The 21,874-nt window shown below is 64.5% G+C and carries 22 protein-coding genes and 2 tRNA genes; 12 read left to right on the forward strand and 12 right to left on the reverse strand.

The window, feature by feature from the left end; translation table 11 throughout:
- The first annotated feature begins 94 nt into the window (after positions 1–94).
- The 7 genes from ACX36O_RS08150 (at position 95) to ACX36O_RS08180 (ending at position 7,165) form a co-directional block, all read left to right on the forward strand.
- The gene (locus tag ACX36O_RS08150) at positions 95–1,894 is read left to right on the forward strand and encodes a nitrite/sulfite reductase (protein ID WP_488359652.1); all 1,800 of its coding nucleotides are present in this window, start codon (positions 95–97) and stop codon (positions 1,892–1,894) included.
- A gap of 4 nt (positions 1,895–1,898) precedes the next feature.
- Positions 1,899–2,375 (forward strand): DUF934 domain-containing protein, encoded by a 477-nt coding sequence (locus ACX36O_RS08155; protein ID WP_213360916.1) that lies wholly within the window; start codon positions 1,899–1,901, stop codon positions 2,373–2,375.
- On the forward strand, positions 2,372–3,157 hold the full coding sequence (locus tag ACX36O_RS08160) for a phosphoadenylyl-sulfate reductase (protein WP_213360918.1): 786 nt from the start codon (positions 2,372–2,374) through the stop codon (positions 3,155–3,157). Before ACX36O_RS08155 ends, ACX36O_RS08160 begins: the two co-directional genes overlap by 4 nt.
- Entirely contained in the window at positions 3,154–4,155 is a 1,002-nt protein-coding gene (gene cysD, locus ACX36O_RS08165; protein ID WP_213360919.1) for a sulfate adenylyltransferase subunit CysD, read from the forward strand. Before ACX36O_RS08160 ends, cysD begins: the two co-directional genes overlap by 4 nt.
- On the forward strand, positions 4,155–5,465 hold the full coding sequence (locus ACX36O_RS08170) for a sulfate adenylyltransferase subunit 1 (protein WP_213360920.1): 1,311 nt from the start codon (positions 4,155–4,157) through the stop codon (positions 5,463–5,465). The genes cysD and ACX36O_RS08170 overlap by 1 nt, the downstream gene beginning before the upstream one ends.
- A 214-nt stretch (positions 5,466–5,679) precedes the next feature.
- Entirely contained in the window at positions 5,680–6,009 is a 330-nt protein-coding gene (gene fdxA / locus ACX36O_RS08175) for a ferredoxin FdxA (protein WP_213360921.1), read from the forward strand.
- Between the two features lie 82 nt (positions 6,010–6,091).
- Positions 6,092–7,165, forward strand: coding sequence for an NAD(P)/FAD-dependent oxidoreductase (locus tag ACX36O_RS08180; RefSeq protein ID WP_213360922.1), 1,074 nt, complete (start codon positions 6,092–6,094; stop codon positions 7,163–7,165).
- A 36-nt stretch (positions 7,166–7,201) separates the two neighbouring features.
- On the opposite strand, the gene ACX36O_RS08185 is transcribed toward ACX36O_RS08180, so the two are convergent.
- From ACX36O_RS08185 to phaC, 6 genes are all read right to left on the reverse strand, one after another.
- Positions 7,202–7,624, reverse strand: a complete 423-nt coding sequence (locus tag ACX36O_RS08185; RefSeq protein WP_488359653.1) for a hypothetical protein — start codon at positions 7,622–7,624, stop codon at positions 7,202–7,204.
- Positions 7,625–7,984: 360 nt separating this feature from the next.
- Positions 7,985–8,830 carry a bifunctional hydroxymethylpyrimidine kinase/phosphomethylpyrimidine kinase gene (gene thiD / locus ACX36O_RS08190; RefSeq protein WP_213360925.1) on the reverse strand — a complete coding sequence of 282 codons (846 nt, stop codon included), beginning with the start codon at positions 8,828–8,830 and terminating at the stop codon, positions 7,985–7,987.
- Between the two features lie 112 nt (positions 8,831–8,942).
- Positions 8,943–9,018, reverse strand: a tRNA-Asn gene (locus ACX36O_RS08195).
- Positions 9,019–9,057: 39 nt separating this feature from the next.
- Positions 9,058–9,133, reverse strand: a tRNA-Asn gene (locus tag ACX36O_RS08200).
- A gap of 135 nt (positions 9,134–9,268) precedes the next feature.
- Positions 9,269–10,006 (reverse strand): acetoacetyl-CoA reductase, encoded by a 738-nt coding sequence (gene phbB, locus ACX36O_RS08205; protein ID WP_213360927.1) that lies wholly within the window; start codon positions 10,004–10,006, stop codon positions 9,269–9,271.
- Positions 10,007–10,141: 135 nt separating this feature from the next.
- Positions 10,142–11,893 (reverse strand): class I poly(R)-hydroxyalkanoic acid synthase, encoded by a 1,752-nt coding sequence (gene phaC, locus ACX36O_RS08210; RefSeq protein WP_371686280.1) that lies wholly within the window; start codon positions 11,891–11,893, stop codon positions 10,142–10,144.
- Between the two features lie 224 nt (positions 11,894–12,117).
- On the opposite strand from phaC, the gene ACX36O_RS08215 reads away from it, so the two are divergent.
- Entirely contained in the window at positions 12,118–12,477 is a 360-nt protein-coding gene (locus ACX36O_RS08215) for a hypothetical protein (protein WP_488359654.1), read from the forward strand.
- Between the two features lie 83 nt (positions 12,478–12,560).
- Here the strand turns inward: ACX36O_RS08215 and pgeF are convergent, their stop codons facing one another.
- Entirely contained in the window at positions 12,561–13,361 is an 801-nt protein-coding gene (pgeF, locus tag ACX36O_RS08220) for a peptidoglycan editing factor PgeF (RefSeq protein WP_371686704.1), read from the reverse strand.
- Between the two features lie 94 nt (positions 13,362–13,455).
- On the opposite strand from pgeF, the gene ACX36O_RS08225 reads away from it, so the two are divergent.
- Positions 13,456–14,154 (forward strand): fumarylacetoacetate hydrolase family protein, encoded by a 699-nt coding sequence (locus ACX36O_RS08225; protein WP_213360933.1) that lies wholly within the window; start codon positions 13,456–13,458, stop codon positions 14,152–14,154.
- 20 nt (positions 14,155–14,174) lie between these two features.
- Positions 14,175–14,774 (forward strand): NUDIX hydrolase, encoded by a 600-nt coding sequence (locus ACX36O_RS08230; protein WP_250131011.1) that lies wholly within the window; start codon positions 14,175–14,177, stop codon positions 14,772–14,774.
- 16 nt (positions 14,775–14,790) lie between these two features.
- Here ACX36O_RS08230 and ACX36O_RS08235 read toward each other — a convergent pair whose 3' ends face one another.
- From ACX36O_RS08235 to ACX36O_RS08255, 5 genes are all read right to left on the reverse strand, one after another.
- Positions 14,791–15,360, reverse strand: coding sequence for a GNAT family N-acetyltransferase (locus ACX36O_RS08235; protein WP_213360935.1), 570 nt, complete (start codon positions 15,358–15,360; stop codon positions 14,791–14,793).
- Positions 15,357–16,700, reverse strand: a complete 1,344-nt coding sequence (gene glmM / locus ACX36O_RS08240) for a phosphoglucosamine mutase (protein WP_213360936.1) — start codon at positions 16,698–16,700, stop codon at positions 15,357–15,359. Before glmM ends, ACX36O_RS08235 begins: the two co-directional genes overlap by 4 nt.
- An 88-nt stretch (positions 16,701–16,788) precedes the next feature.
- Positions 16,789–17,706 (reverse strand): dihydropteroate synthase, encoded by a 918-nt coding sequence (folP, locus tag ACX36O_RS08245; RefSeq protein ID WP_371686708.1) that lies wholly within the window; start codon positions 17,704–17,706, stop codon positions 16,789–16,791.
- A 62-nt stretch (positions 17,707–17,768) separates the two neighbouring features.
- Positions 17,769–19,724, reverse strand: coding sequence for an ATP-dependent zinc metalloprotease FtsH (gene ftsH / locus ACX36O_RS08250; RefSeq protein ID WP_213360938.1), 1,956 nt, complete (start codon positions 19,722–19,724; stop codon positions 17,769–17,771).
- Between the two features lie 141 nt (positions 19,725–19,865).
- On the reverse strand, positions 19,866–20,534 hold the full coding sequence (locus ACX36O_RS08255; RefSeq protein ID WP_213360939.1) for an RlmE family RNA methyltransferase: 669 nt from the start codon (positions 20,532–20,534) through the stop codon (positions 19,866–19,868).
- A gap of 50 nt (positions 20,535–20,584) precedes the next feature.
- Here ACX36O_RS08255 and ACX36O_RS08260 point away from each other — a divergent pair, with 50 nt between their 5' ends.
- A complete protein-coding gene (locus ACX36O_RS08260) occupies positions 20,585–21,058 on the forward strand; it encodes a YhbY family RNA-binding protein (RefSeq protein WP_213360940.1) in 474 nt (157 codons plus the stop codon).
- Positions 21,058–21,792: a glycosyltransferase gene (locus tag ACX36O_RS08265; protein WP_213360942.1), complete on the forward strand. Its 735-nt coding sequence runs from the start codon at positions 21,058–21,060 to the stop codon at positions 21,790–21,792. Before ACX36O_RS08260 ends, ACX36O_RS08265 begins: the two co-directional genes overlap by 1 nt.
- The last annotated feature ends 82 nt before the right edge of the window (positions 21,793–21,874 follow it).

Genomic DNA, 21,874 nt, shown 5'->3' on the forward strand with positions numbered 1-21,874 from the left:
GTTCCGAAAGATATAAAGAGTCGGTACAGTTCGTCCGTTCCTGACCGGTAACGTGCGCATGGTGCGCGCTTGCCGGAAGCAGGCGGACGGATTCATGTACCAGTACACCTCTTTCGATCAGCAGTTCATCGAACAGCGCGCGGCCCAGTACCGCGACCAGCTGCAGCGGCACCTGGCCGGCCAGCTTTCCGACACCGAATTCAAGCCGCTGCGTCTGCAGAACGGCTGGTATATCCAGCGCCATGCACCCATGCTGCGCATCGCCGTGCCCTACGGCGAGATTGCCAGCCGCCAGTTGCGCGTGCTGGCTCGCATCGCCCGCGAATACGATCAGCCCGCACCCGAACTGCTGCGTCATGCACAGGGCCTGCAGGATGCGCTGCAGGCGGCCCAGCCCGGCACGCTGACAGCGCCGCCCCTGCGCTATGGCTACGGGCATCTCACCACGCGTACCAATGTGCAGTTCAACTGGATTCCGCTCGAAAAGAGCGCGGACGTGATGGACCTGCTGGCCAGCGTGCAGATGCACGGCATCCAGACCAGCGGCAACTGCATCCGCAACCTCAATGCCGATGCCCTGGCCGGCATCGCCCCGGACGAGATCGCCGATCCCCGCCCCTTTGCCGAAATCCTGCGCCAGTGGAGCACGCTGCACCCCGAGTTTGCCTATCTGCCGCGCAAGTTCAAGATTTCGCTGACGGGCGGCGTGGAAGACCGCGCCGCCACGCACTGGTATGACGTGGGCCTGAAGCTCACGCGCAATGACGCGGGTGATCTGGGCTTTGTCGTGAGCGTGGGTGGCGGCATGGGCCGCACGCCGATCGTGAGTCCGGTGATCCGCGAATTCCTGCCATGGCAGCAGATGCTCAACTACCTGGAGGCCGTGCTGCGCGTGTACAACCAGTACGGCCGGCGCGACAACCTGTGGAAGGCGCGCATCAAGGTGCTGGTCAAAGCCGAAGGCCAGCGCTTCACCGACGCGGTGGAGGCCGAGTATGCCCAGATCCTGCACGAGGACGGCGGCCGCCACACCATCACCCAGGCCGAATACGAGCGCGTTGCGGCCTGCTTCGTGCAACCGGAACTGCAGGCTGCCAACTTGCCTCACGCCACCGACACCAGCAGCACCGCCTACCAGCGCTGGCTGGAGCGCAACGTGCGTGCGCATCGCCTGCCGCAGCTGCGCGTGGTGGCGCTGTCGTTCAAGCGTCCGGGCCTTGCCCCGGGCGATGCGGATGGCGACGTGCTGGACGCAGTGGCCGAGCTGGCCGAGCGCTTCAGCGCCAGCGAGGCGCGCCTGACGCACGAACAGAACATGGTGCTGCCCTGGGTACATGCCAGCGACTTGCCCGCGCTGTACGAGCATGCGCGTGCACTCGGCCTGGCGCGCCCCAACATCGGCCTGCTGACCGACATGATCGCCTGCCCCGGCGGCGATTTCTGCGCCCTGGCCAATGCCCGCTCCATCCCGATCGCCGAAGCGCTGGCGGAGCGCTACCAGGACCTGGACGAGCTCTGGGATCTGGGCGAGATCGATCTGCACATGAGCGGCTGCATCAACTCCTGCGGCCACCATCACAGCGGACACATCGGCATCCTGGGCGTCGACAAGGACGGCAAGGAGTGGTACCAGATCACATTGGGCGGCGCCGACGGATCGGCCCTTTCCGGGCCGGCCATGCCGGGCAAGGTTGTGGGCCCGTCCTTCAGCGCAGCCGAAGTGCCGGACGTGATCGAGGCCATTCTCGACTGCTATCGCCGCCAGCGTCACGAACGCGAAACCCTGATCCAGACCCTGCGCCGCACTGGCCTGGAACCGTTCAAGCAGGCCGCCAATGCGGCGCGCCACCCTGCCGCCGCTCCTGCCAGGACGGCCGATCTTGCCACCGCCTGAAACCATGCACACCCCAGCCCCTCTTTCCCTCATCCGCGCACAGAACTACCAGCCGGAAACAGCCGGTCGTCTGATCCTGAACAACGACCAGGACGCGTTGCAGGCGGACCTTGCCGGCATCTCCGTGGTGGAACTGCAGTTCCCCGCCCACACCGATGGCCGCGCCTACAGCCAGGCCCAGTTGCTGCGCCGCCGACGCGGCTTTGCCGGCACGCTCCGCGCCACCGGCGAAGTCCTAATCGACCAGTTGCCGCAGATGCAGCGCTGCGGCTTCGACCAGGCCGTGCTGCGCGCCGACCAGAACGCCGCACATGGCCAACGCCTGCTGGCGCTGTTCGCGCAAGGCTACTACCAGGGCGACGCACTGCATCCCCAGCCGCGCTTTTCCGGAGAAGGTAGCGATGCCGCCACGCTCCCGGTCGCGCCTGCTGCGGAGCAACGCACCGCGACCGCCCCGGCCAGCAAGGAGAGCACAGCATGAACACCTCGTCGGCCCCCTCGCTGCATGGCCGCCCTTCCCCGGCCTACGACGCCCATGTGGCGGAAGCAATCGCCACCCTGCGCACAGCCATTGCCGAATTCGGCTCCAGCACCCTCGTACAGGCCAGCAGCCTCGGCGCCGAGGACGTTGTACTGAGTCATCTGATCGAATCCAACGGCCTGGGCATCCCCCTTTTCGTGCTCGATACCGGCAAGCTGCACCCCGAAACGCAGGTGCTGCTGCAAGCCACGCAACAGCGCCGCCCGGAATCGGTCGCCATCTACCGCCCCAACCCGGCCAGCGTGCAGGCCTTTGTCGCGGCCGAAGGCGAAGAAGCCATGTACCGCAGCCTGGCCCTGCGCAAGCGCTGCTGCCACATCCGCAAGCTCGAACCGCTGGAGCGCGCCCTGCAAGGCAAGTCGGCCTGGCTTACCGGCCTGCGCCGTGAACAGTCCGGCAACCGTGCCACAGTCCCCCTGCGCGACGACAGCGAGCAGGCGGCAGGCCGTCCGACCAAGTTCAACCCGCTCGCCAACTGGACCTGGGGCGACGTCTGGCACTACATCGCCACCCATCAGGTGCCCTACAACCCGCTGCACGACCAGTTCTACCCCAGCATCGGCTGCGCTCCCTGCACGCGCGCAGTCACCCTGGGCGAGGACTTACGCTCCGGCCGCTGGTGGTGGGAGCAGGATCAGGCGCGCGAATGCGGCCTCCACCTTACCTCCGCAACTGCATCCGAAACCAGCCCGGCCTCCGTCCTCCAGGAGCAACAAGCATGAATGCCTCCCCTCCCGCTACGCAAGCCCTGCCTGCCAACCTCCTCCCACACTTGCACACACTGTCTGCGGCTACCCGCTCGCCCCTGCATGCCCCGGCCACCGGCGCGCTCTCCCACCTGGACGCACTGGAAGAGGAAACCATCTTCCTGCTGCGCGAAGTCGCCGCCAGTTTCGAACGCCCCGCCCTGCTATTCTCGGGCGGCAAGGACTCGCTGGTGCTGCTCGCCTGCGCCGAAAAGGCTTTCGGCCGTGGCCGCATCCCGTTCCCGCTGCTGATGATCGACACCGGCCACAACTTCCCCGAAGTCACTGCCTTCCGCGACCAGCGTGCGGCCGAGCTGCAGGCCAGGCTAATCGTGCGCAGCGTCGAAGATTCGATGGCACGCGGCACCGTGCGCCTGTCCCGGCCTGACGAGAGCCGCAACGCCCACCAGTCCGTCACCCTGCTGGAAGCAATCGAGGAATTCCGCTTCGACGCCCTCATTGGCGGCGCCCGCCGCGACGAGGAAAAAGCCCGCGCCAAGGAACGCCTGTTCAGCCACCGCGACAGCTTCGGCCAGTGGCAGCCACGCCAGCAGCGCCCCGAGCTGTGGACGCTGTTCAACACCCGCCTGCACCCCGGCGAGCACTTCCGCGTCTTCCCCATCAGCAACTGGACAGAGCTGGACGTCTGGCAATACATCGCCCGCGAACAGCTGCAACTGCCCAGCCTCTACTACGCCCACCCGCGCGAGGTGGTGCAGCGCCGCGGCCTGCTGGTCCCCGTCACCCCGCTGACCCCGCCAAGGGAAGGCGAACAGGTGCAGACCCTGAACGTACGCTTCCGCACCCTGGGCGACATCACCTGCACCTGCCCGGTCGAAAGCAGCGCCGCCAGCGCCCATGACATCGTGCGCGAAACCCTGGGCGCCAGCACCAGCGAACGCGGCGCCACCCGCATGGACGACCAGACCAGCGATGCCAGCATGGAACAACGCAAGCTCGAAGGATATTTCTGATGGACATCGCCCTGAACAACCACCCCGCCCAGGCCCTTGCCCCCGCCCTGCGCTTCATCACCTGCGGCAGCGTGGACGATGGCAAGAGCACCCTGATCGGCCGCCTGCTGCTCGACAGCCGGTCCGTGCTGCAGGACCAGCTCGCCCACATCACCCACCAAGCCACCGGCGAAGTGGACGCGGCCGTCCTTGCCCGTCTCACCGATGGCCTGCAGGCCGAACGCGCCCAGGGCATCACCATCGACGTGGCCTGGCGCTATTTTTCCAGCACGCGTCGCAAATTCATCATCGGCGATGCCCCCGGCCATGAGCAGTACACGCGCAACATGGTCACCGCCGCCAGCCAGGCCGACTGCGCCGTGGTGCTGGTCGATGCCACCAAGCTGCCCTGGGCCGTCACCCCCGACGCTCCCGCGCAGCTGCTGCCGCAAACCCGCCGCCACGCCCTGCTCGCCCAACTGTTACGCGTGCCACACTGCGTGTTCGCCATCAACAAGCTCGACGCCGTGAGCAACCCCGCTCTGGCCTGTGCGCGCATCTCCGAAGCTCTCACCAGCTTCACGCAAGCCGCCGGCATCACCCCGGCCGCCATCCTGCCACTCTCGGCTCTCAAGGGCTGGAATGTGGTCGATGCGCACGCAGGCTGGTGCGGCTACCATGGGCCCACCCTGCTCGATATCCTGGAACAGCTGCCCATCGCCGCCGCTCCCCGCCAGGCCTTTGCCCTGCCCGTGCAATGGATCGAATCCAGCGCCGGCAGTGCCCGGACCGAACAGGGCCGCCGCACGCTCTGGGGACGCGTGGCCAGCGGTTCGGTGCAGGCGGGCGATACAGTGCAGGTTTTTCCGAGCGGCCAGCAGGCCACCGTCGCCCAGGTCCTCGACCATGCCCGCCGCCCGGCTGACGGCAAGGAACAGCGCTCCCTCGGCCTGATCCTCGACCGTGAACTCGACATCACACGCGGCGACTGGATCATCGCCGCAGACCACCCCCTGCGAACCCGGCGCCAGTGCTCCGCCACCCTCACCTGGCTCGATAACGATGCCCTGGTGCCGGGTCGCCAGTACTGGGCGTTGCACGGCCACCGCTGGGTCAAGGCGCGCGTGCGCCGCGTGGAACACCAGCTCGACATCCACAGCCTGCAGCAGGGCCCGGCCGAACAGCTCGGCGCCAATGCCATCGGCCAGGTCGAGCTCGAATTCCAGGCCCCCCTGCCGCTGCAGCCCTATGCGCAGAACCGCCAGCTCGGCGCCCTGATCCTGGTCGATACGGCCACCCACGCCACGGCCGCCGCCGCCATGGTTCTTTGACAAAAAATAACCCTGATCGCCCAAGGCAGACCCGCTTGGGCGTATCGTTCGCATGGACGATACAGAATGCAGCACCAAGCTTGACCTGACGCAAGACGGAACCCGTTTGGACGGTTTACATTTCCCTTAAACCAGCCACGGCCCGCCGCAGCGGCTAAAATTCCAGGGTTACCCATCATTCCTGTCGTAATTCAGTTCCAGAAGAGAAGCCACCATGACCCACGTCGTCACCGAAGCCTGTATCCGTTGCAAGTACACCGACTGCGTCGATGTGTGCCCGGTGGACTGCTTCCGCGAAGGCCCCAACTTCCTGACCATCGATCCCGATGAGTGCATCGACTGCGCAGTCTGCATTCCCGAGTGCCCGGTCGGTGCCATCTACGCCGAAGAAGACGTTCCCGCCAACGAGCAGCACATGATCAAGCTCAATGCCGAACTGGCCCGCCTGCCCAGCTGGAAGAGCATCACCAAGCGCAAGGACGCGCTGCCCGATGCCGAGGAGTGGAAGGACAAGACCGGCAAGCTGAAAGAGCTGGTCCGCTGAAGCGTTCCCTTCCGTCGCGCCGGCGCGCCTGCGCCCCGGCACACCCACCCACGGCAGCGCAAGCTGCCTTTTTGACTTCATCATGACTACAGAACGCACTTTTCCCAACGCGATCGAGACAGATGCCGTCATCGTCGGTGCGGGGCCGGTCGGCCTGTTCCAGGTCTTCGAACTCGGCCTGCTCGAGGTCAAGGCCCACATCATCGATGCCCTGGCCTACCCCGGCGGCCAGCCGGTCGAACTGTATCCGGACAAGCCCATCTACGACATTCCCGCCATCCCGGTCTGCACCGGCAAGGAGCTGACCGACGCGCTGATGAAGCAGATCGAGCCCTTCGGCGCCACCTTCCATCTGGGCCAGGAAGTGACCGAAGTCGAGCGCCAGCCCGATGGCCGCTTCCACGTCTGCACCAGCAAGGGCACCGAATTCCTCACCAAGACGATCTTCATTGCCGCCGGCGTAGGAGCCTTCCAGCCGCGCAAGCTCAAGGTCGAGGGACTGGAGCAGTTCGAGGGCAGCCAGTTGTTCTACCGCGTCAAACGCCCGGAAGACTTTGCCGGCAAGAACCTGGTGATCGTCGGTGGCGGCGACTCCGCGCTGGACTGGACCCTCGACTTCACGGCCGACACCGCCCACAAGGCCGAAAGCGTCATCCTGGTGCACCGCCGCGACGGCTTCCGCGCGGCGCCTGCCAGCGTGCAGAAGATGAAGGCCCTGTGCGAACAGCACAAAATGCAGTTCCTGGTCGGCCAGATCACCGGCTACGAGGAAACCGGCGGCAAGCTCACCGCCGTCAAGGTCACCGGCGGCGACGGCGTCACGCGCTCCGTGCCACTGGACGTGCTGATGGTCTTCTTCGGCCTGTCGCCCAAGCTCGGGCCGATCGCCGAATGGGGCCTGCAGATCGAGCGCAAGCAGCTGGTCGTGGACACGGAAAAGTTCTCCACCAGCGAGCCCGGCATTTTCGCCGTAGGCGACATCAACACCTACCCCGGCAAGAAGAAGCTTATACTCTCCGGCTTCCACGAATGTGCCCTGGCCGCCTTCGGCGCCATGGACTACATCTTCCCCGAGAAGAAGGTCTTTCTGCAGTACACCACCACCAGTCCCAAGCTGCACAAGGTGCTGGGCGTGGAATCGCCCAACTTCGACTGAGCCGTTACGCCCTGCCTGCGCCCGCCAGGTGCAGCTTCAGCGCCGGCGCGCAATCGTCATGCGGCCGGGATACACGTCTCCGGCCGGCATGCCGAGGTCGTAATCGCCGCTGCAGACCACTTCGGTGGCGAGCGTCGAACACCGCAGGCGAATCTCCTTCTGCGCCACCTTCCACTCGCTGTTTTCCGGCAGCCTGGGAGCACAGTCGCTCATGCGCGACGGCTGGCCCTTGCTGTTGAAGCTCAGGTCGCATTCGAAGGAAAACTGATTGGCGATATGAACGCGGTAACCCGCAGCGCCTGCTTTGGGGGTAATCGTCACCCGCCGTGCCCGGGCCATCGCATTGTCGCCGCCATACAGCGGGGACTCCAGCCAGGCGCGTTTCTCGGCAGCGGCCAGCTCTTCGGGGGGAACTACTGGATCAGGCGTAACGGTACTTGTGCCTGATGCCGATGCCATGATGGATGGCGTCGGGCCAGTGCCAGTGCCAGTGCCAGTGCCAGTGCCAGTGCCAGTGCCCGATGCCTCTGCCGAAGCAGGCGAAGAAGCGGACGATGTTCCCGCCATCCCCCCGCTTGTGTCAGAAGGCGCAGTATCCGGAGTGGGCGCCGACGCCCCTGCTTCGGGCACGCCAGATGCCGCCCCCTCTGCCGCCTTGTCGCTCCGGTCCGAACATCCGGCCAGCACGGCGGCGGCCGCCAGGATCACTCCAGGCCATAGCTGCTGCATGGGAATTCTCCTCGCTTCAAACGCAGTCCTCCCAGCCTACCAACAGCGATCCCGATCGCACGTGAGATCAGGAAACTCGTGTAACAGTGCCTACAGGCGATCCATGCGCATCACACGTGGCGCAAAACCGTGATTCAGGGGACCGTTGCCGACACCGCCGGTGCGCACATTGGCTCCCGCCTCCAGCGCCTTGCGCACAAACTCGCGCGCCATGCGCACGGCATCGGGCAAGTCCTCGCCCAGCGCCAGATAGCTTGCTATCGCCGACGACAAGGTACACCCCGTTCCATGCGTATTGCGCGTGGCGATGCGTGCGTCATCCATCACCAACTCCTCGCCGTTTTCCAGCAGCAGCACATCGGCCACACGCTCGCCCGGCAGATGCCCGCCCTTCAGCAATACTGCACGCGCGCCCATGGCCTGCAGCTCATATGCCGCGCTGCGCATCTGCTCCACCGTTTCCAGCTTACGCCCCAGCAGCAGCGCCGCCTCATCCAGGTTCGGCGTGATCACGCTGGCCAGCGGAAACAGGCGCTTCACCAGCACGCTCACGGTGCTGTCTTCCATCAGTACCGAGCCGCTGGTCGCCACCATCACCGGATCCAGCACCACCTGTGCGAATGCATGGCGCTCCAGCGCCGCTGCCACCGCTTCGGCCACCTCGGGCGCATGCAGCATGCCGATCTTGACCGCCTCCACGCCGATGTCGCCTGCCACCGCATCGATCTGCGCCGCAATCACTTCCGGCGGCACGGAATGGATGGCCCTCACTCCTTGCGTGTTCTGCGCCGTGATCGCCGTGATGGCGGTCATGCCATACACCCCAAGCGCCGCACAGGTCTTCAGGTCGGCCTGGATGCCGGCACCGCCTCCACTGTCGGAACCGGCAATGCTGAGCACATGGATGTAGCTGAAATCGAAATCGGGGGCCTGCATGGCACAACTCCATCATGAGTGTTGAACGCTGCAAGCATACGCCATGAACCCGTCGACGAAAGCCGGAACGCCCATGGAAAAAGCCCCGCAACAGCTGCTGCGGGGCTTTGTCTGGCTCCTCAACCTGGGCTCGAACCAGGGACCTACGGATTAACAGTCCGGCGCTCTACCGACTGAGCTATTGAGGAATGTCGGCATGCTGCACAAGGCAACACATCAAATTGTTCTGGCTCCTCAACCTGGGCTCGAACCAGGGACCTACGGATTAACAGTCCGGCGCTCTACCGACTGAGCTATTGAGGAACAGAGACTGAAATTATATACCAGCTTTTCGCGGTTTTCCAGTCACGCGACATTTTCGTGACATCCGGCCGCCGAAAAAAGAAAGTCCCGCCGAAGCGGGACTTCCAGGCACTGACGCAAGGCGTCAGAAGCCGATCAGCTCATGTGCAGACCGCCGTTGCAGGCGAACTCGGCGCCGGTAGTGAAACCGGAATCCGGGCCAGCCAGCCAGCTGACGATGGAGCCGATTTCTTCCGGGGTGCCCAGACGCTTGACCGGGATGGTCGCCACGATCTTCTCCAGCACGTCTTCACGGATGGCACGAACCATGTCGGTACCGATGTAGCCCGGGCTCACGGTGTTGACCGTCACGCCCTTGTTGGCCAGTTCCTGGGCCAGGGCCATGGAGAAGCCGTGCATGCCGGCCTTGGCCGCGGAGTAGTTGGTCTGGCCAGCCTGACCCTTGGCGCCATTCACGGAGGAGATGTTGATGATGCGGCCGAAACCACGCTCCACCATGTCCGGCACGACCTGCTTGGTCACGTTGAACATGGAGTTCAAGTTGGTCTCGATCACGGCCTTCCAGTCTTCGGGCGTCATCTTGACGAACATGCGGTCGCGCGTGATGCCGGCGTTGTTCACCAGCACGTCGATCGGGCCATGCTCGGCCTTGGCCTTGGCAAAGGCTTCAACGGTGGAATCCCAGTCGCCCACGTTGCCCACGGAAGCGTAGAAGGTGTAGCCCTCTGCCTTCTGCTCGTCCAGCCATTTCTGGTAGTCACGGGTCGGGCCGCAGCCGGCGATGACCTTGAAACCATCCTTGTGCAGACGCTGGCAGATCGCGGTACCAATGCCGCCCATGCCACCCGTTACGTACGCTACTTTTTGAGTCATTGTCGTCTCCTCTGGTAAAAAAATCCGTTGCGTTCCAGTTTAGAAGCGGTGCCCACGGACTTCCGGCACCTCTCCGTAAAAATACGCCTATGGCTTACCCTGAGTGTCCTTCCCACCCAGGGTTGCCGCAGGAAATCACATCAGGCTGGCCTTGGCCTTCACGTAGCGACCCGGAGCCGGCTCGATTTCCTTGTACTTGGTGGAACCGTAGCGCTTGGGCGCCAACACCAGCTTGCCACCCTGCTGCTCCAGCCAGCCCGACCAGTCAGCCCACCAGCTGCCGGGATGCTCGGTCGCACCAGCCAGCCAGTCTTCGTGGCTGGCGGGCAGCTCGTCGTTGGTCCAGTAGCTGCGCTTGTTCTTCTTGACCGGGTTGATCACGCCGGCGATGTGGCCGGAAGCCCCCATCACGAAACGCTTCTCGCCCGGCAGCACCTGGGTGCTGGCATATGCACCTTCGATCGGCACGATGTGGTCTTCGCGCGAACCGTAGATATAGACGGGAATGTCGACCTTGTTGAAGTCGATCTTCTCGCCGCACACCTCGACCGCGCCGGGGGTGATCAACTTGTTCTCGAGGTAGGTGTTGCGCAGGTACCAGGCGTACATCGGGCCGGGCAGGTTGGTCGAGTCGCTGTTCCAGTACAGCAAGTCGAACGGGGGCGGGGTTTCGCCCTTGAGGTAGTTGCCCACCACGTAGTTCCACACCAGATCGTTCGGACGCAGGAAGCTGAAGGTGGTCGACAGGTCGCTTGCCGGCATCAGGCCACCCTGGCCGAACTGCAGTTCGCGCATGCGCACGAAACCCTCGTCGATGAACAGGTCGAGCACGCCGGTGTGGGTGAAGTCGAGCAGCGCCGTCAGGAAAGTGGCGCTGTGCACCGGCTTTTCGCCACGTGCAGCCAGCACAGCCAGCGCATTGCTGAGGATGGTGCCGCCCACGCAGAAGCCCAGCGCGTTGATGTCCGGTTTCCTGGTCAGGTCCTGCACCGTCTTGATGGCGGTGATGGCACCCTTCTCGATGTAGTCGTCCCAGGTGGTCTGGGCCATGCTGGCATCGGGGTTGCGCCAGCTCAGCATGAAGGCGTGGTGGCCCTGCTCGATCAGGTAGCGCACGACGGAGTTGTCGGGCTGCAGGTCGAGGATGTAGAACTTATTGATGCAGGGCGGGATGAACAGGAAGGGTCGCTCATGCACTTTTTCGGTGAGCGGCTTGTATTCGATCAGCTGGAACAGCTCGTTCTCGAACACCACGGCGCCTTCGGTCGTGGCGACGTTGCGGCCCACCTCGAACTTGCTCTCGTCCGTCATGGAGACGTGGCCCTGGCGCATGTCGTGCAGCATGTTCTGCATGCCCTTGGCAATGCTCTCGCCCTTGGTCTCGATCGCCTTCTTCTGCGCATCGGCGTTGAACACCAGGAAGTTGCTCGGTGCGGCAGCGGCAGCCCACTGCTCCACGGCGAACAGCACGCGTGCCTTGGTCTTGGCATCGCCCTGCATGGCATCGGCCAGGCCCATGAGCATGCGGGTGTTGATCAGGTGCAGGGCAGCGGCAAAGCCGGACACGGGCTGCTTCTGCCATTCTTCGCTGGCGAAGCGGCGGTCGGTCGCGATGCTGGGGGGAACCATGCCCTGCATCCACAGTTCGGTCAGATCCTTCATGTAGGCCTGCTGAAGCGCCTGCAGCTTGGTCGGATCGAAGCTGACCTGGGGTGCGCCCGGAACCGAGGGCACCATCTTGGCGAAAGTGCCCATCATGTCGGTCATGGGCATGGCACCCGGCATGCCGAACGGCATGGGCTGGCCCATTTGATGCATGGCATTGGCCCACATGGTCTGCATGGGCTGGGCAATGGCTTCCCAGGGGTTCTTGGGGGTCGTACTCATCGGCTCGTCTCCTTGATTCGGTTGGCAGGAACTCCTGCCCACATCATAGCTGCAGACGCCCACAGCTAACTGACAATATGGTGCTCCGGGGAGTACTCCAGTGTGCCGGGAATCGTCCCGCCGCATACACCAGTTCACAGGCGCTGGCAAAATATGCTGCGTCAGATCGGCTCCACGAAGACAACCATAGTAAGACACAATTTTGATAATTTGAAGGCAAACGAATGTACTTGATCATGTTGGGATGGCTTTATGTGGTCGGAATGGTTGCGCTGACCACCGCCACCCACCCCCGGGGCAGCGTGCTTGAGGCGGTGCTGGTCTTCCTGTTCTTCGGGGTGCTCCCCATGGGACTGGCGTACTACATCCTCGGCCATGGCGCACGCCGGCGCAAACGGCGGCTTGCCGAAAGTGCCGATGCCGATGCCGATGCCGATGCCGATGCCGATGCCGATGCCGGTGCCGATGCCGGTGCAGCCGCTACCGCGTCAGAGCATGCTGCACAAACCGCGCAGGGCTCGTTGCAGGACACGGAACCGCCGCACCAAAACCGCCCGCCGGAGAATCGCAATCAGGGCGGTTGACCCGGTCCGGATCTAATGCATCCGTTCGTTTTGCTCCGCGCCCCATGCACCGCACCAGACTGCCTCCCGAAGAGGCCGCGTACTCAGTCGGCCAGCCAGACGGCCGCCGCCATGCGCCCGGTGCGCGGTGCACGCCGGTAGGAGTAAAAACGCCCGGGCTGGCTGAAAGTGCACCACGCCGCGCTGCCATCATTGCCGTGCACCTCCACGCCCTGCGCCATCAGGCGCCGGCGTGCCAGACCAGCCAGATCGGCCTGCCACTTGCCCTCCCGCACCCCCGGCATGAAAAGCTGCGCCGACAATGCATCATGCGCGACGAAGGCATCGCGCACTTCGTCCCCCACTTCGAACGCCGCCTGCCCGATGCATGGCCCCAGCCAGGCCAGCCAGTCCGGGCCTGCGTCCGGATGCCTGTGCCGCAGCTGCGTATTCATCGCCTGCAGCAGTGCTTCGAGCACGCCCGAGCCTCCCGTTCCTGCAAGGCCGCGCCAGCCCGCGTGCGCCGCGCCGACCAGAGGCACCGTGCGGTGGCTGAACAGTACCGGCAGGCAGTCTGCCACCATCACGGTACAAGCGACGCCAGGCACGGTGCTGAAGCAGGCATCCGCCACCTGGCCGTCGGCAGAGGCCGCATCCAGCCGCAATGCCTCGCAGCCGTGCACCTGCTGCAGGAACACCGGATGCATGCCCCCCGCCTGCGCCAGACGGTCGCGGTTGAGCGCTACCGCAGCCGGATCGTCCTGCACGTGATCGCCCAGATTGCAGCTGTCGAACGGCGGCTGCGAAACGCCACCGGCGCGGGTGGTGAACAGCGCCTGCACGCCTAGCGGTGCAGGCCATTGCGGCTGGATCCAGTCGGCGGGAATGGCAGGGCTTGTTGTCATGCCGGCAATGTACCTGATCCTCGCCGGCTGCGCGCGGGGAGCCATGCTCGCGTGGTAAATTAGTCCGTCCAGAGACATACGAAAACAAGACGCCATGACCACCCCGCTGTTCCCGCCCCCGTCCGCCCCGCTGGTTCCCATCGCCGGCAGCACCCAGGCCTTTCCGGTGCACCGCATCTACTGCGTAGGACGCAACTACGAGGACCACGCGAAGGAAATGGGGTTTACCGGACGCGAACCGCCATTCTTCTTCATGAAGCCTGCCGATGCCGTGCTGGTGGCCAGCGGCGATACACCCACGCCCCTGCCCTATCCCACGCTCACGGAGAACCTGCATCATGAAGTGGAACTGGTGGTGGCCATCGGCAAGGGCGGCAGCAACATCCCCGCCGCCGAAGCCATGAAACATGTGTATGGCTACGCCGTCGGCCTGGACATGACGCGGCGCGACCTGCAGAACGCAATGAAGAAGGACGGCCGTCCGTGGTGCATCGGCAAGGGCTTCGACGCCTCCGCCCCGATCGGTGCGATTGTTCCTGCTGCCGAGGCTGGCAACGTGGCGCAAGCCGGCATCAGCCTCACGGTGAATGGCGAAACGCGCCAGAACAGCACGGTCGGCAAGCTGATCTGGAGCATTGCCGAAACGATCGAGCACCTGAGCCGCGCCTGGGCCTTGCAGCCCGGCGATCTGATCTACACCGGCACACCGGAAGGCGTGGGCGCCGTGGTGCGCGGCGACGTGCTGGAAGCCCGCATCGACGGCCTGCCCCCGGTCCACCTGCGCGTTGCCTGACCCTTTCCGGATCACCTGCCGTGTTCACTCCGACCCATCAGCCACCCCGCACCCAGACCCTGTACTGCCGCCACTGCGGCCATGCCACCGAGGAGCGCGTGCCGCCGGACGACATCACGGCGCGCAGCGTGTGTCCGGCCTGCGGAACCATCCATTACGTGAACCCGCTGGTCGTGGTGGGTACGGTGCCCTTCCTGGGCGACAAGGTGTTGCTGTGCAAGCGCAACATCGAGCCACGCAAGGGCAAGTGGACGCTGCCGGCCGGTTTCATGGAGCTCAACGAGACCACCGCGGAAGGCGCCGGGCGCGAGACGGTGGAGGAAGCCGGCGCGGAATTCGACATGGGCGCACTGTTCGGCGTGATGAACGTACCGCGCGTGGGCCAGGTGCATGTTTTCTACCTGTGCCAGCTGCACCACGACCGGTTCGAACCCGGCACCGAAACCATGGAAGCGCGCCTATTTGCCGAAGAGGAAATCCCCTGGGACGAGATTGCCTTTCTCACGGTGCGCCACATGCTGCAGGCCTATTTCGAGGACCGCCGGCGCGGTGTCTTCGACGTGCACACCATGGATTTTTCGGTGAAGGATTTTCCGCCCGATCGCAAGCCGGCCGGCTGATGCCGCCGGCAATGCTTCACAGCTTTTTCTGCATCATCACGGCCGTGCCCCAGGCGGGGTCGAGCGCATAGGGGGCAAAGCCCTCACGCTGGTACAGGCGCATGGCCGGCCGGTTGCCCTCGAGCACTTCGAGCGTGAGCTTGCAGGCCCCGCGCCGGCGCGCTTCCTGCTCCACCAGGGCGAGCATGGACTGGGCCACACCCTGGCCACGATACGCCTGCAGCACCGCCACATCGTGCACATTGACCAGCGGACGCGCGGCGAAGGTGGAGAAGCCCTCGAAACAGTTGATCAGGCCGATGGCACGCGGGCTGCCTGCTGCCGACGCATCCCAGGCCAGCACGCTGAAGGCATCAGGACGGCGGGCCATGGCAGCGACCAGGCCTTGCTTGACCGTTTCCGTCAGCCCTTTGCCGCCGCCTGCGGGATCGCGCGCGTAGGCATCCAGCACATCGACCACGGCCTGGGCATGGACCGGGTTCCCGTAGTCGGCCAGCGCCACCCAAAATGCCGGCTCCTGTCTTGCAGCGCCGCCGCGCTCCGCCGAGAAGGCCGGGGACGCAGCCGAATCCCGTTCCAGCGTCATGCCGCAGGCACCGTGTCGGCAATCAATTTCGCCCAGCTATCGGCCAGCGCCTTCTCGCGGGCCTCCACCATCACGCGCAGCACCGGCTCGGTGCCGCTGGCGCGGATCAGTACACGACCGTCGCTGCCCAGTGCCGTTTCGGCATCGTTGATGGCCTGCTGCAGCGAAGCGCTGTGCTGCCACGGCGTGCCGGGCGCCATGCGCACGTTGATCATGGTCTGCGGGAACAGGCTGGCATCCTGCAGCAACTCGGCCATGGTCTGGCGGCTGCGGGCCACCGCCTGCAGCACCTGCAGCGCACTGACCAGACCGTCACCGGTGCTGTGCTCATCCAGCACCAGAATGTGGCCGGAGCTTTCGCCGCCGATCAGCCAGCCGCGCTTCTGCAGCTCTTCCAGCACGTAGCGGTCGCCCACCTTGGCGCGCACCAGATCCACGCCCTTCTCATTGAGCGCCTGCTCGATCGCCATGTTGGTCATCAGCGTGCCGACCACGCCTTCCACCACGCGGCCCTGGGCCACGCGGTCCATGGCCAGCAGGTAGACCAGTTCGTCGCCATTGAACAGGCGTCCGCTGGCGTCCACCATCTGCAGGCGGTCGGCATCGCCGTCGAGTGCCACACCGTAGTCGGCACGATGCTGCTTGACGGCTTCGACCAGTGCCTCCGGATGCGTGGCACCACAGCCCTTGTTGATGTTCAGGCCATCGGGCTGGCAGCCAATGGAAATCACTTCCGCACCCAGTTCATGGAACACCATGGGCGCAATCTGGTAAGCCGCACCATGGGCGGCATCCACCACGATGCGCAGGCCATGCAGGCTCAGGTCATTGGCAAAGCTGCCCTTGCAGAATTCGACGTAGCGGCCGGCAGCGTCCTTCAGGCGCCAGGTCTTGCCCAGCTTCTCGGGCTCGACACAGACCATGGGCTGCTCGAGTTCGGCCTCCACGGCCTGCTCCCAGCTGTCGGGCAGCTTGGTGCCCTGGGAACTGAAGAACTTGATGCCGTTGTCGGCAAAGGCATTGTGGCTGGCGCTGATGACCACGCCGAGCGAGGCGCGCTGTGCACGCGTGAGGTAGGCCACAGCCGGGGTCGGGATCGGGCCGAGCAGGATCACGTCCACACCGGCAGAGTTGAAGCCGGACTCCAGCGCGCTTTCCAGCATGTAGCCGGAAATGCGGGTGTCCTTGCCGATGATGACGGTCGACCGCTGCGGGCTCTCGCGCTGCAGCACCCGGCCCACGGCATTGGCCAGCTTCATGACGAAATCCGCCGTCAGGGGGGAAGTGCCGACCGGACCACGAATGCCGTCGGTGCCGAAATACTTGCGTGCCTGGCTCATCGAATCTTTCCTGGATTTTTTTGGTTAATCTGTCGATTATCGCATTCGCACCGTGCCGGGAGCGAACACCAGATGAGCCGGCCGTGCGTCAGGCGGCCGACACCCGCGTCATGGCTTCCCATACCGCAAGCGCCTGGCGTGTGGCAGCCACGTCGTGCACGCGCACGATGCGTGCACCCTTCTCCACGGCCAGCAAGGCAGCAGCGACGCTGGCCAGGCTGCGTTCATGCGGCAGCAGACTGCAGCGGTGATCCACATCGGTGATGCCGGGTGGCAGCAGCTCCAGCACCGCGCCCAGGCTGGACTTGCGCGACCAGCCCGCCAGCACGGCATGGCCGCCCTCCTGCAGCACCGCCTGCTGCGCCAGCAGCGCCAGGTTCTGCGGCACCGTCTTGCCGAAGCCGATGCCCGGATCCAGCACGATGCGATCCTTGCTCACGCCCAGGCTGCGCAGCACGCTGGAACGTTTCTGCAGGAATTCGGCCACCTCGCGCACCACTTCCTCCACCGTGCCCTGCATGGGCTGCACCTGCATGCTTTGCGGATCGCGATGCATGTGCATCAGGCAGATGCCGCACTTGCCGTGCTGGGCGACCACCTGCTCACCATCCAGGCCATCCGGGCCGGATTTCCAGCGCAGCGCCCAGATGTCATTGATGATCGATGCCCCCGCGTCCAGCACCGCGCGCATCACCTCCGGCTTGTAGGTGTCGACCGAAATCGGCACCTTGTAGGCCACGGCGGCTTTCACCACCGGCAGCACGCGCTCCAGCTCCAGTTCAAGCGGTACGGCCGGCGAACCGGGACGGGTGGACTCGCCGCCGATATCCAGGATCGTCGCGCCCTGATACAGCAGCGACTCGGCATGCAGCAAGGCACTGCCCGTGTCGGCATGCTGGCCGCCATCCGAAAAGGAATCGGGCGTCACGTTGACGATGCCCATGATGTGCGGGCGCTGCAGGTCCAGGCAGTAATCGCCAGCCTGCCACAGGGTTTGTTCGGTCATGGAAAGGATCTCCGGAAAACAAAAAAGCGGAGCCGGGGCTCCGCTGGGTGCGTGTGCTGCGCTTACACGCGGGTGGTGGGATTGGGCGTGGGCTTCACCTCGGGAGCGGGCGGCGCCGGCACGGTTGCCGGGGCGGTACCGCCGCCGGAGCCACCGTCGCCACGCGGGGGAACACGCGGCGCCCAGTCCTTGGGCGGCTGCGGCTGACGGCCTTCCATGATGGCATCGAGCTGCTCGCTGTCGATGGTTTCCCACTCGAGCAGGGCCTTGGCCATGGCGTGCATCTTGTCGCTGTGCTCCTCGATCAGGCGGCGCGCCAGATCGTACTGTTCGTCGATGATGCGGCGCACTTCCTCGTCCACCTTGCGCATGGTCTCTTCACTCATGTGCGTGGTCTTGGTGACGCTGCGGCCCAGGAACACCTCGCCCTCGTTCTCGGCATACACCATGGGGCCCAGGCGCTCGCTCATGCCGTACTTCATCACCATGTCGCGGGCCAGGTTGGTGGCGCGCTCGAAGTCGTTGCTGGCACCCGTGGTCATCTGGTGCATGAAGACTTCCTCGGCGATGCGGCCGCCGAACAGCATGCTGATCTGGTTCAGCATGTATTCGCGATCGTAGCTGTAGCGGTCCTGCTCGGGCAGGCTCATGGTCACGCCCAGCGCACGGCCGCGCGGGATGATGGTGACCTTGTGCACCGGATCGCACTTGGGCAGCAGACGGCCGATCAGGGCATGGCCGGACTCATGGTAGGCCGTGTTGCGGCGCTCCTCCTCGGGCATGACCATGCTCTTGCGCTCGGGACCCATCAGGATCTTGTCCTTGGCCTTCTCGAAGTCCTGCATCTCGACCAGACGGGCGCTGCGGCGGGCGGCCATCAGGGCAGCCTCGTTGCACAGGTTGGCCAGATCCGCACCGCTCATGCCGGGCGTACCACGGGCAATGACGGCAGCATTCACGTCCGGGCCAACCGGAATCTTGCGCATATGCACGTTCAGGATCTGTTCGCGGCCGCGGATGTCGGGCAGCGACACATAGACCTGGCGGTCGAAACGGCCCGGGCGCAGCAGAGCGGCGTCCAGGATGTCGGGACGGTTGGTGGCAGCCACCACGATCACGCCGAGGTTGGTCTCGAAACCATCCATCTCGACCAGCATCTGGTTGAGGGTCTGCTCGCGTTCGTCGTTGCCGCCGCCCAAGCCGGCGCCACGCTGGCGGCCGACGGCGTCGATCTCGTCGATGAAGATGATGCAGGGGGCATTTTTCTTGGCATTCTCGAACATGTCGCGCACGCGGGCAGCACCCACGCCGACGAACATCTCGACGAAGTCGGAGCCGGAGATGCTGAAGAACGGCACCTTGGCTTCACCCGCGATGGACTTGGCCAGCAGCGTCTTGCCGGTACCGGGCGGACCGACCAGCAGCAGGCCACGCGGAATGCGGCCGCCGAGCTTCTGGAATTTCTGCGGATCCTTCAGGAAGTCGACCACTTCCTTCACTTCTTCCTTGGCCTCGTCACAGCCGGCCACATCGGCAAAGGTGACAGAGTTGTTGTTCTCGTCGAGCATGCGCGCCTTGCTCTTGCCGAAGCTGAAGGCACCGCCCTTGCCACCGCCCTGCATCTGGCGCATGAAGTACACCCACACGGCAATCAGCAGCAGCATCGGGCCCCAGCTGATCAGCAGGCTGCCCAGCAGCGAGCCTTCCTCGCGCTGCTTCACGTCGAACTTGACGCCGGCATTCAGCAGATCACCGATCAGGCCACGATCCAGATAGGTGGCCGTGGTGCGAATGCGGCGATCCTCGTTGGTGACGGCCACGATCTCGGTAGTGCCGCCAGAACCTTCCTGAATGGTGGCGCTCTTGATCTTGCGGTTATGCACGTCGGCAATGAAATCCGAATAGGCCACGTTGCTGGAGCCGGCCGGTCCGCGCGCATCGAACTGCTTGAAGACGGTGAACAGCACCATGGCCACCACCATCCATACAGCTATCTTGGAAAACCATTGCTTGTTCAAAACCAGACTCCAATACCAATGCAAAACTGGGCACAGTCATGCCGACAGTGCCCATATGGGGGCATTTTAGGACTTTCAAGGCGGATCGCCTGTACCATTTTGTGCGCGTAACCCCTCAATCCGTGCGGTATTGTCCCGGTTTCAGGCTGCAGCAGGCTGCTTCAGCCGCATGCCGACGATGAAAGTCTCCGAAGACTTGTCGCGCGATGCCTTGGGCTTGACCGGCTTGACCACCTGGAAATGCTCCTTGAACAGCTTGACCAGCTGGCTGTAGCCACTGCCATGGAACACCTTGGTTACCAGTGCGCCCTCGGGCTTGAGGTGGCCCTGCGAGAACTCGATGGCCAGCTCGATCAGGTGCGCCACACGCGCCGAATCGGCCGATTCCACGCCGGACAGGTTGGGCGCCATGTCGGACACTACCACGTCCACCTTGCGTCCCTGCAGCGTGGACTGTAGCTGCTGCAGCACATCTTCCTCCCGAAAATCGCCCTGCAGGAACTCCACGCCCTCGATCGGCTGCATGGGCAGGATGTCGAGTGCGATAATCCTGCCATTGAGTGCGCCGACTGCCGCCCCGTCGGGTGACAGCTTGCGCCGCACATACTGGCTCCAGGCGCCCGGCGCCGAGCCCAGATCCACCACCAGGTCACCTGGCTTGATCAGGTGCAGGGATTCGTCGATTTCCTTCAGCTTGTAGGCAGCACGGGCACGGTAGCCCTCCTTCTGCGCCAGTTTCACGTACGGGTCGTTGACATGGTCGTTGAGCCATGCCTTGTTGACTTTCTTGCTCTTGGTTTTGACTTTCATCGGATTTTCCGGCGCAACCGCCGATTCACTGTTTTGAGGATAATACCCCCATGCCGCAAATTGTATTGACCGTGCAGGAGCGCAAGGCGCACCGTGCAGAAGCCCATCACCTGTCGCCCGTCGTGATGATCGGCGCCGATGGCCTCACCCCGGCCGTGCTGAAGGAGACCGACGCCGCCCTCAACGCCCATGGCCTGATCAAGATCCGTGTGCTGGGCGACGACCGCGCCGCACGCGACGCCATGTACCAGCAACTGGCAGACGAACTCAACGCCGCGCCGATCCAGCACATCGGCAAGCTGCTGGTGCTGTGGCGCCCGCAGCCCGAGAAGGAGCGCGAGGTCGACGAGGACCGCATGCCCGGCCCGCGCGAGATCAAGGTGATCAAGAACAGCAAGCGCGGCGGACAGCGTCCCGAAGTGCGCATGGTACGCGTTCTGGGCAATGAGCGCCTGACACCCGGCGGCAAGATCAAGCGCGCCAAGCCGCGCCAGACTTCCGTCAAGAAACGCCAGGGCGACTGATGAGCGAGCAGCAGCGCCTCATCCTGTGCATGAAATGGGGCAAGAAGTACGGCCCCGAGTACGTCAACCGCCTGTATGCCATGGTGCGCCGCCACCTGACGGGCGATTTCCGTTTCGTCTGCCTGACCGATGACGGCCAAGGCATACGCTCCGAGGTGGAATGCTACCCGATTCCCCCGCTGGACCTGCCTCCCGGCATTCCGGAGCGTGGCTGGAACAAGCTGACCACCTTCACGGCCGACCTGCACGGGCTGCAGGGCACTGCCCTGTTCCTGGACGTGGACGTGGTCATCACCGGCTCGCTGGACGAATTCTTCACCTATCCGGGCGAATTCGTGATCATCCACGACTACAAGCGTCCGTGGCGCATCACCGGCAACTCCTCGGTGTATCGCTTCAAGGTCGGTGCGCATCCGGACGTGCTGGATTATTTCCGCAAGCACTTTGCCGAAATCCGCAAGCAATACCGCAACGAACAGGCCTACCTGTCCGACGTGCTGCACAAGCAGGGCAAGCTGAGCTACTGGCCCAAGGCCTGGTGCCCGAGCTTCAAGTACCACTGCATTCCGAACTGGCCCACCAACTTCTGGAATCCGCCCTTCGTGCCCAAGGATGCGCGCGTGGTGATTTTCCACGGCGAATGCAATCCGCCGGATGCCCTCGCCGGCCGCCGCAACCGCCGCTTCCGCTTCATCAAGCCCGCGCTGTGGGTGGATGAGCACTGGCGCGAGTAAGGCAGGCTGGCAGCCGCTGTGCCAGGCTCAGCCCCAAACGACAAAGCCAGCTTCCCAGCTGGCTTCATTGTTTCCGGATCAG

Source organism: Brachymonas sp. KE5 (genome assembly GCF_057773645.1).

What these genes read in the sequence shown, in the direction of transcription:
- ACX36O_RS08150 (WP_488359652.1), top strand. Translation starts at nt 95, where the DNA reads ATGTACCAGTACACCTCTTTCGATCAGCAGTTCATCGAACAGCGCGCG.
- ACX36O_RS08155 (WP_213360916.1), top strand. Translation starts at nt 1,899, where the DNA reads ATGCACACCCCAGCCCCTCTTTCCCTCATCCGCGCACAGAACTACCAG.
- ACX36O_RS08160 (WP_213360918.1), top strand. Translation starts at nt 2,372, where the DNA reads ATGAACACCTCGTCGGCCCCCTCGCTGCATGGCCGCCCTTCCCCGGCC.
- cysD (WP_213360919.1), top strand. Translation starts at nt 3,154, where the DNA reads ATGAATGCCTCCCCTCCCGCTACGCAAGCCCTGCCTGCCAACCTCCTC.
- ACX36O_RS08170 (WP_213360920.1), top strand. Translation starts at nt 4,155, where the DNA reads ATGGACATCGCCCTGAACAACCACCCCGCCCAGGCCCTTGCCCCCGCC.
- fdxA (WP_213360921.1), top strand. Translation starts at nt 5,680, where the DNA reads ATGACCCACGTCGTCACCGAAGCCTGTATCCGTTGCAAGTACACCGAC.
- ACX36O_RS08180 (WP_213360922.1), top strand. Translation starts at nt 6,092, where the DNA reads ATGACTACAGAACGCACTTTTCCCAACGCGATCGAGACAGATGCCGTC.
- ACX36O_RS08185 (WP_488359653.1), bottom strand. Translation starts at nt 7,624, where the DNA reads ATGGCATCGGCATCAGGCACAAGTACCGTTACGCCTGATCCAGTAGTT.
- thiD (WP_213360925.1), bottom strand. Translation starts at nt 8,830, where the DNA reads ATGCAGGCCCCCGATTTCGATTTCAGCTACATCCATGTGCTCAGCATT.
- phbB (WP_213360927.1), bottom strand. Translation starts at nt 10,006, where the DNA reads ATGACTCAAAAAGTAGCGTACGTAACGGGTGGCATGGGCGGCATTGGT.
- phaC (WP_371686280.1), bottom strand. Translation starts at nt 11,893, where the DNA reads ATGAGTACGACCCCCAAGAACCCCTGGGAAGCCATTGCCCAGCCCATG.
- ACX36O_RS08215 (WP_488359654.1), top strand. Translation starts at nt 12,118, where the DNA reads ATGTACTTGATCATGTTGGGATGGCTTTATGTGGTCGGAATGGTTGCG.
- pgeF (WP_371686704.1), bottom strand. Translation starts at nt 13,361, where the DNA reads ATGACAACAAGCCCTGCCATTCCCGCCGACTGGATCCAGCCGCAATGG.
- ACX36O_RS08225 (WP_213360933.1), top strand. Translation starts at nt 13,456, where the DNA reads ATGACCACCCCGCTGTTCCCGCCCCCGTCCGCCCCGCTGGTTCCCATC.
- ACX36O_RS08235 (WP_213360935.1), bottom strand. Translation starts at nt 15,360, where the DNA reads ATGACGCTGGAACGGGATTCGGCTGCGTCCCCGGCCTTCTCGGCGGAG.
- glmM (WP_213360936.1), bottom strand. Translation starts at nt 16,700, where the DNA reads ATGAGCCAGGCACGCAAGTATTTCGGCACCGACGGCATTCGTGGTCCG.
- folP (WP_371686708.1), bottom strand. Translation starts at nt 17,706, where the DNA reads ATGACCGAACAAACCCTGTGGCAGGCTGGCGATTACTGCCTGGACCTG.
- ACX36O_RS08255 (WP_213360939.1), bottom strand. Translation starts at nt 20,534, where the DNA reads ATGAAAGTCAAAACCAAGAGCAAGAAAGTCAACAAGGCATGGCTCAAC.
- ACX36O_RS08260 (WP_213360940.1), top strand. Translation starts at nt 20,585, where the DNA reads ATGCCGCAAATTGTATTGACCGTGCAGGAGCGCAAGGCGCACCGTGCA.
- ACX36O_RS08265 (WP_213360942.1), top strand. Translation starts at nt 21,058, where the DNA reads ATGAGCGAGCAGCAGCGCCTCATCCTGTGCATGAAATGGGGCAAGAAG.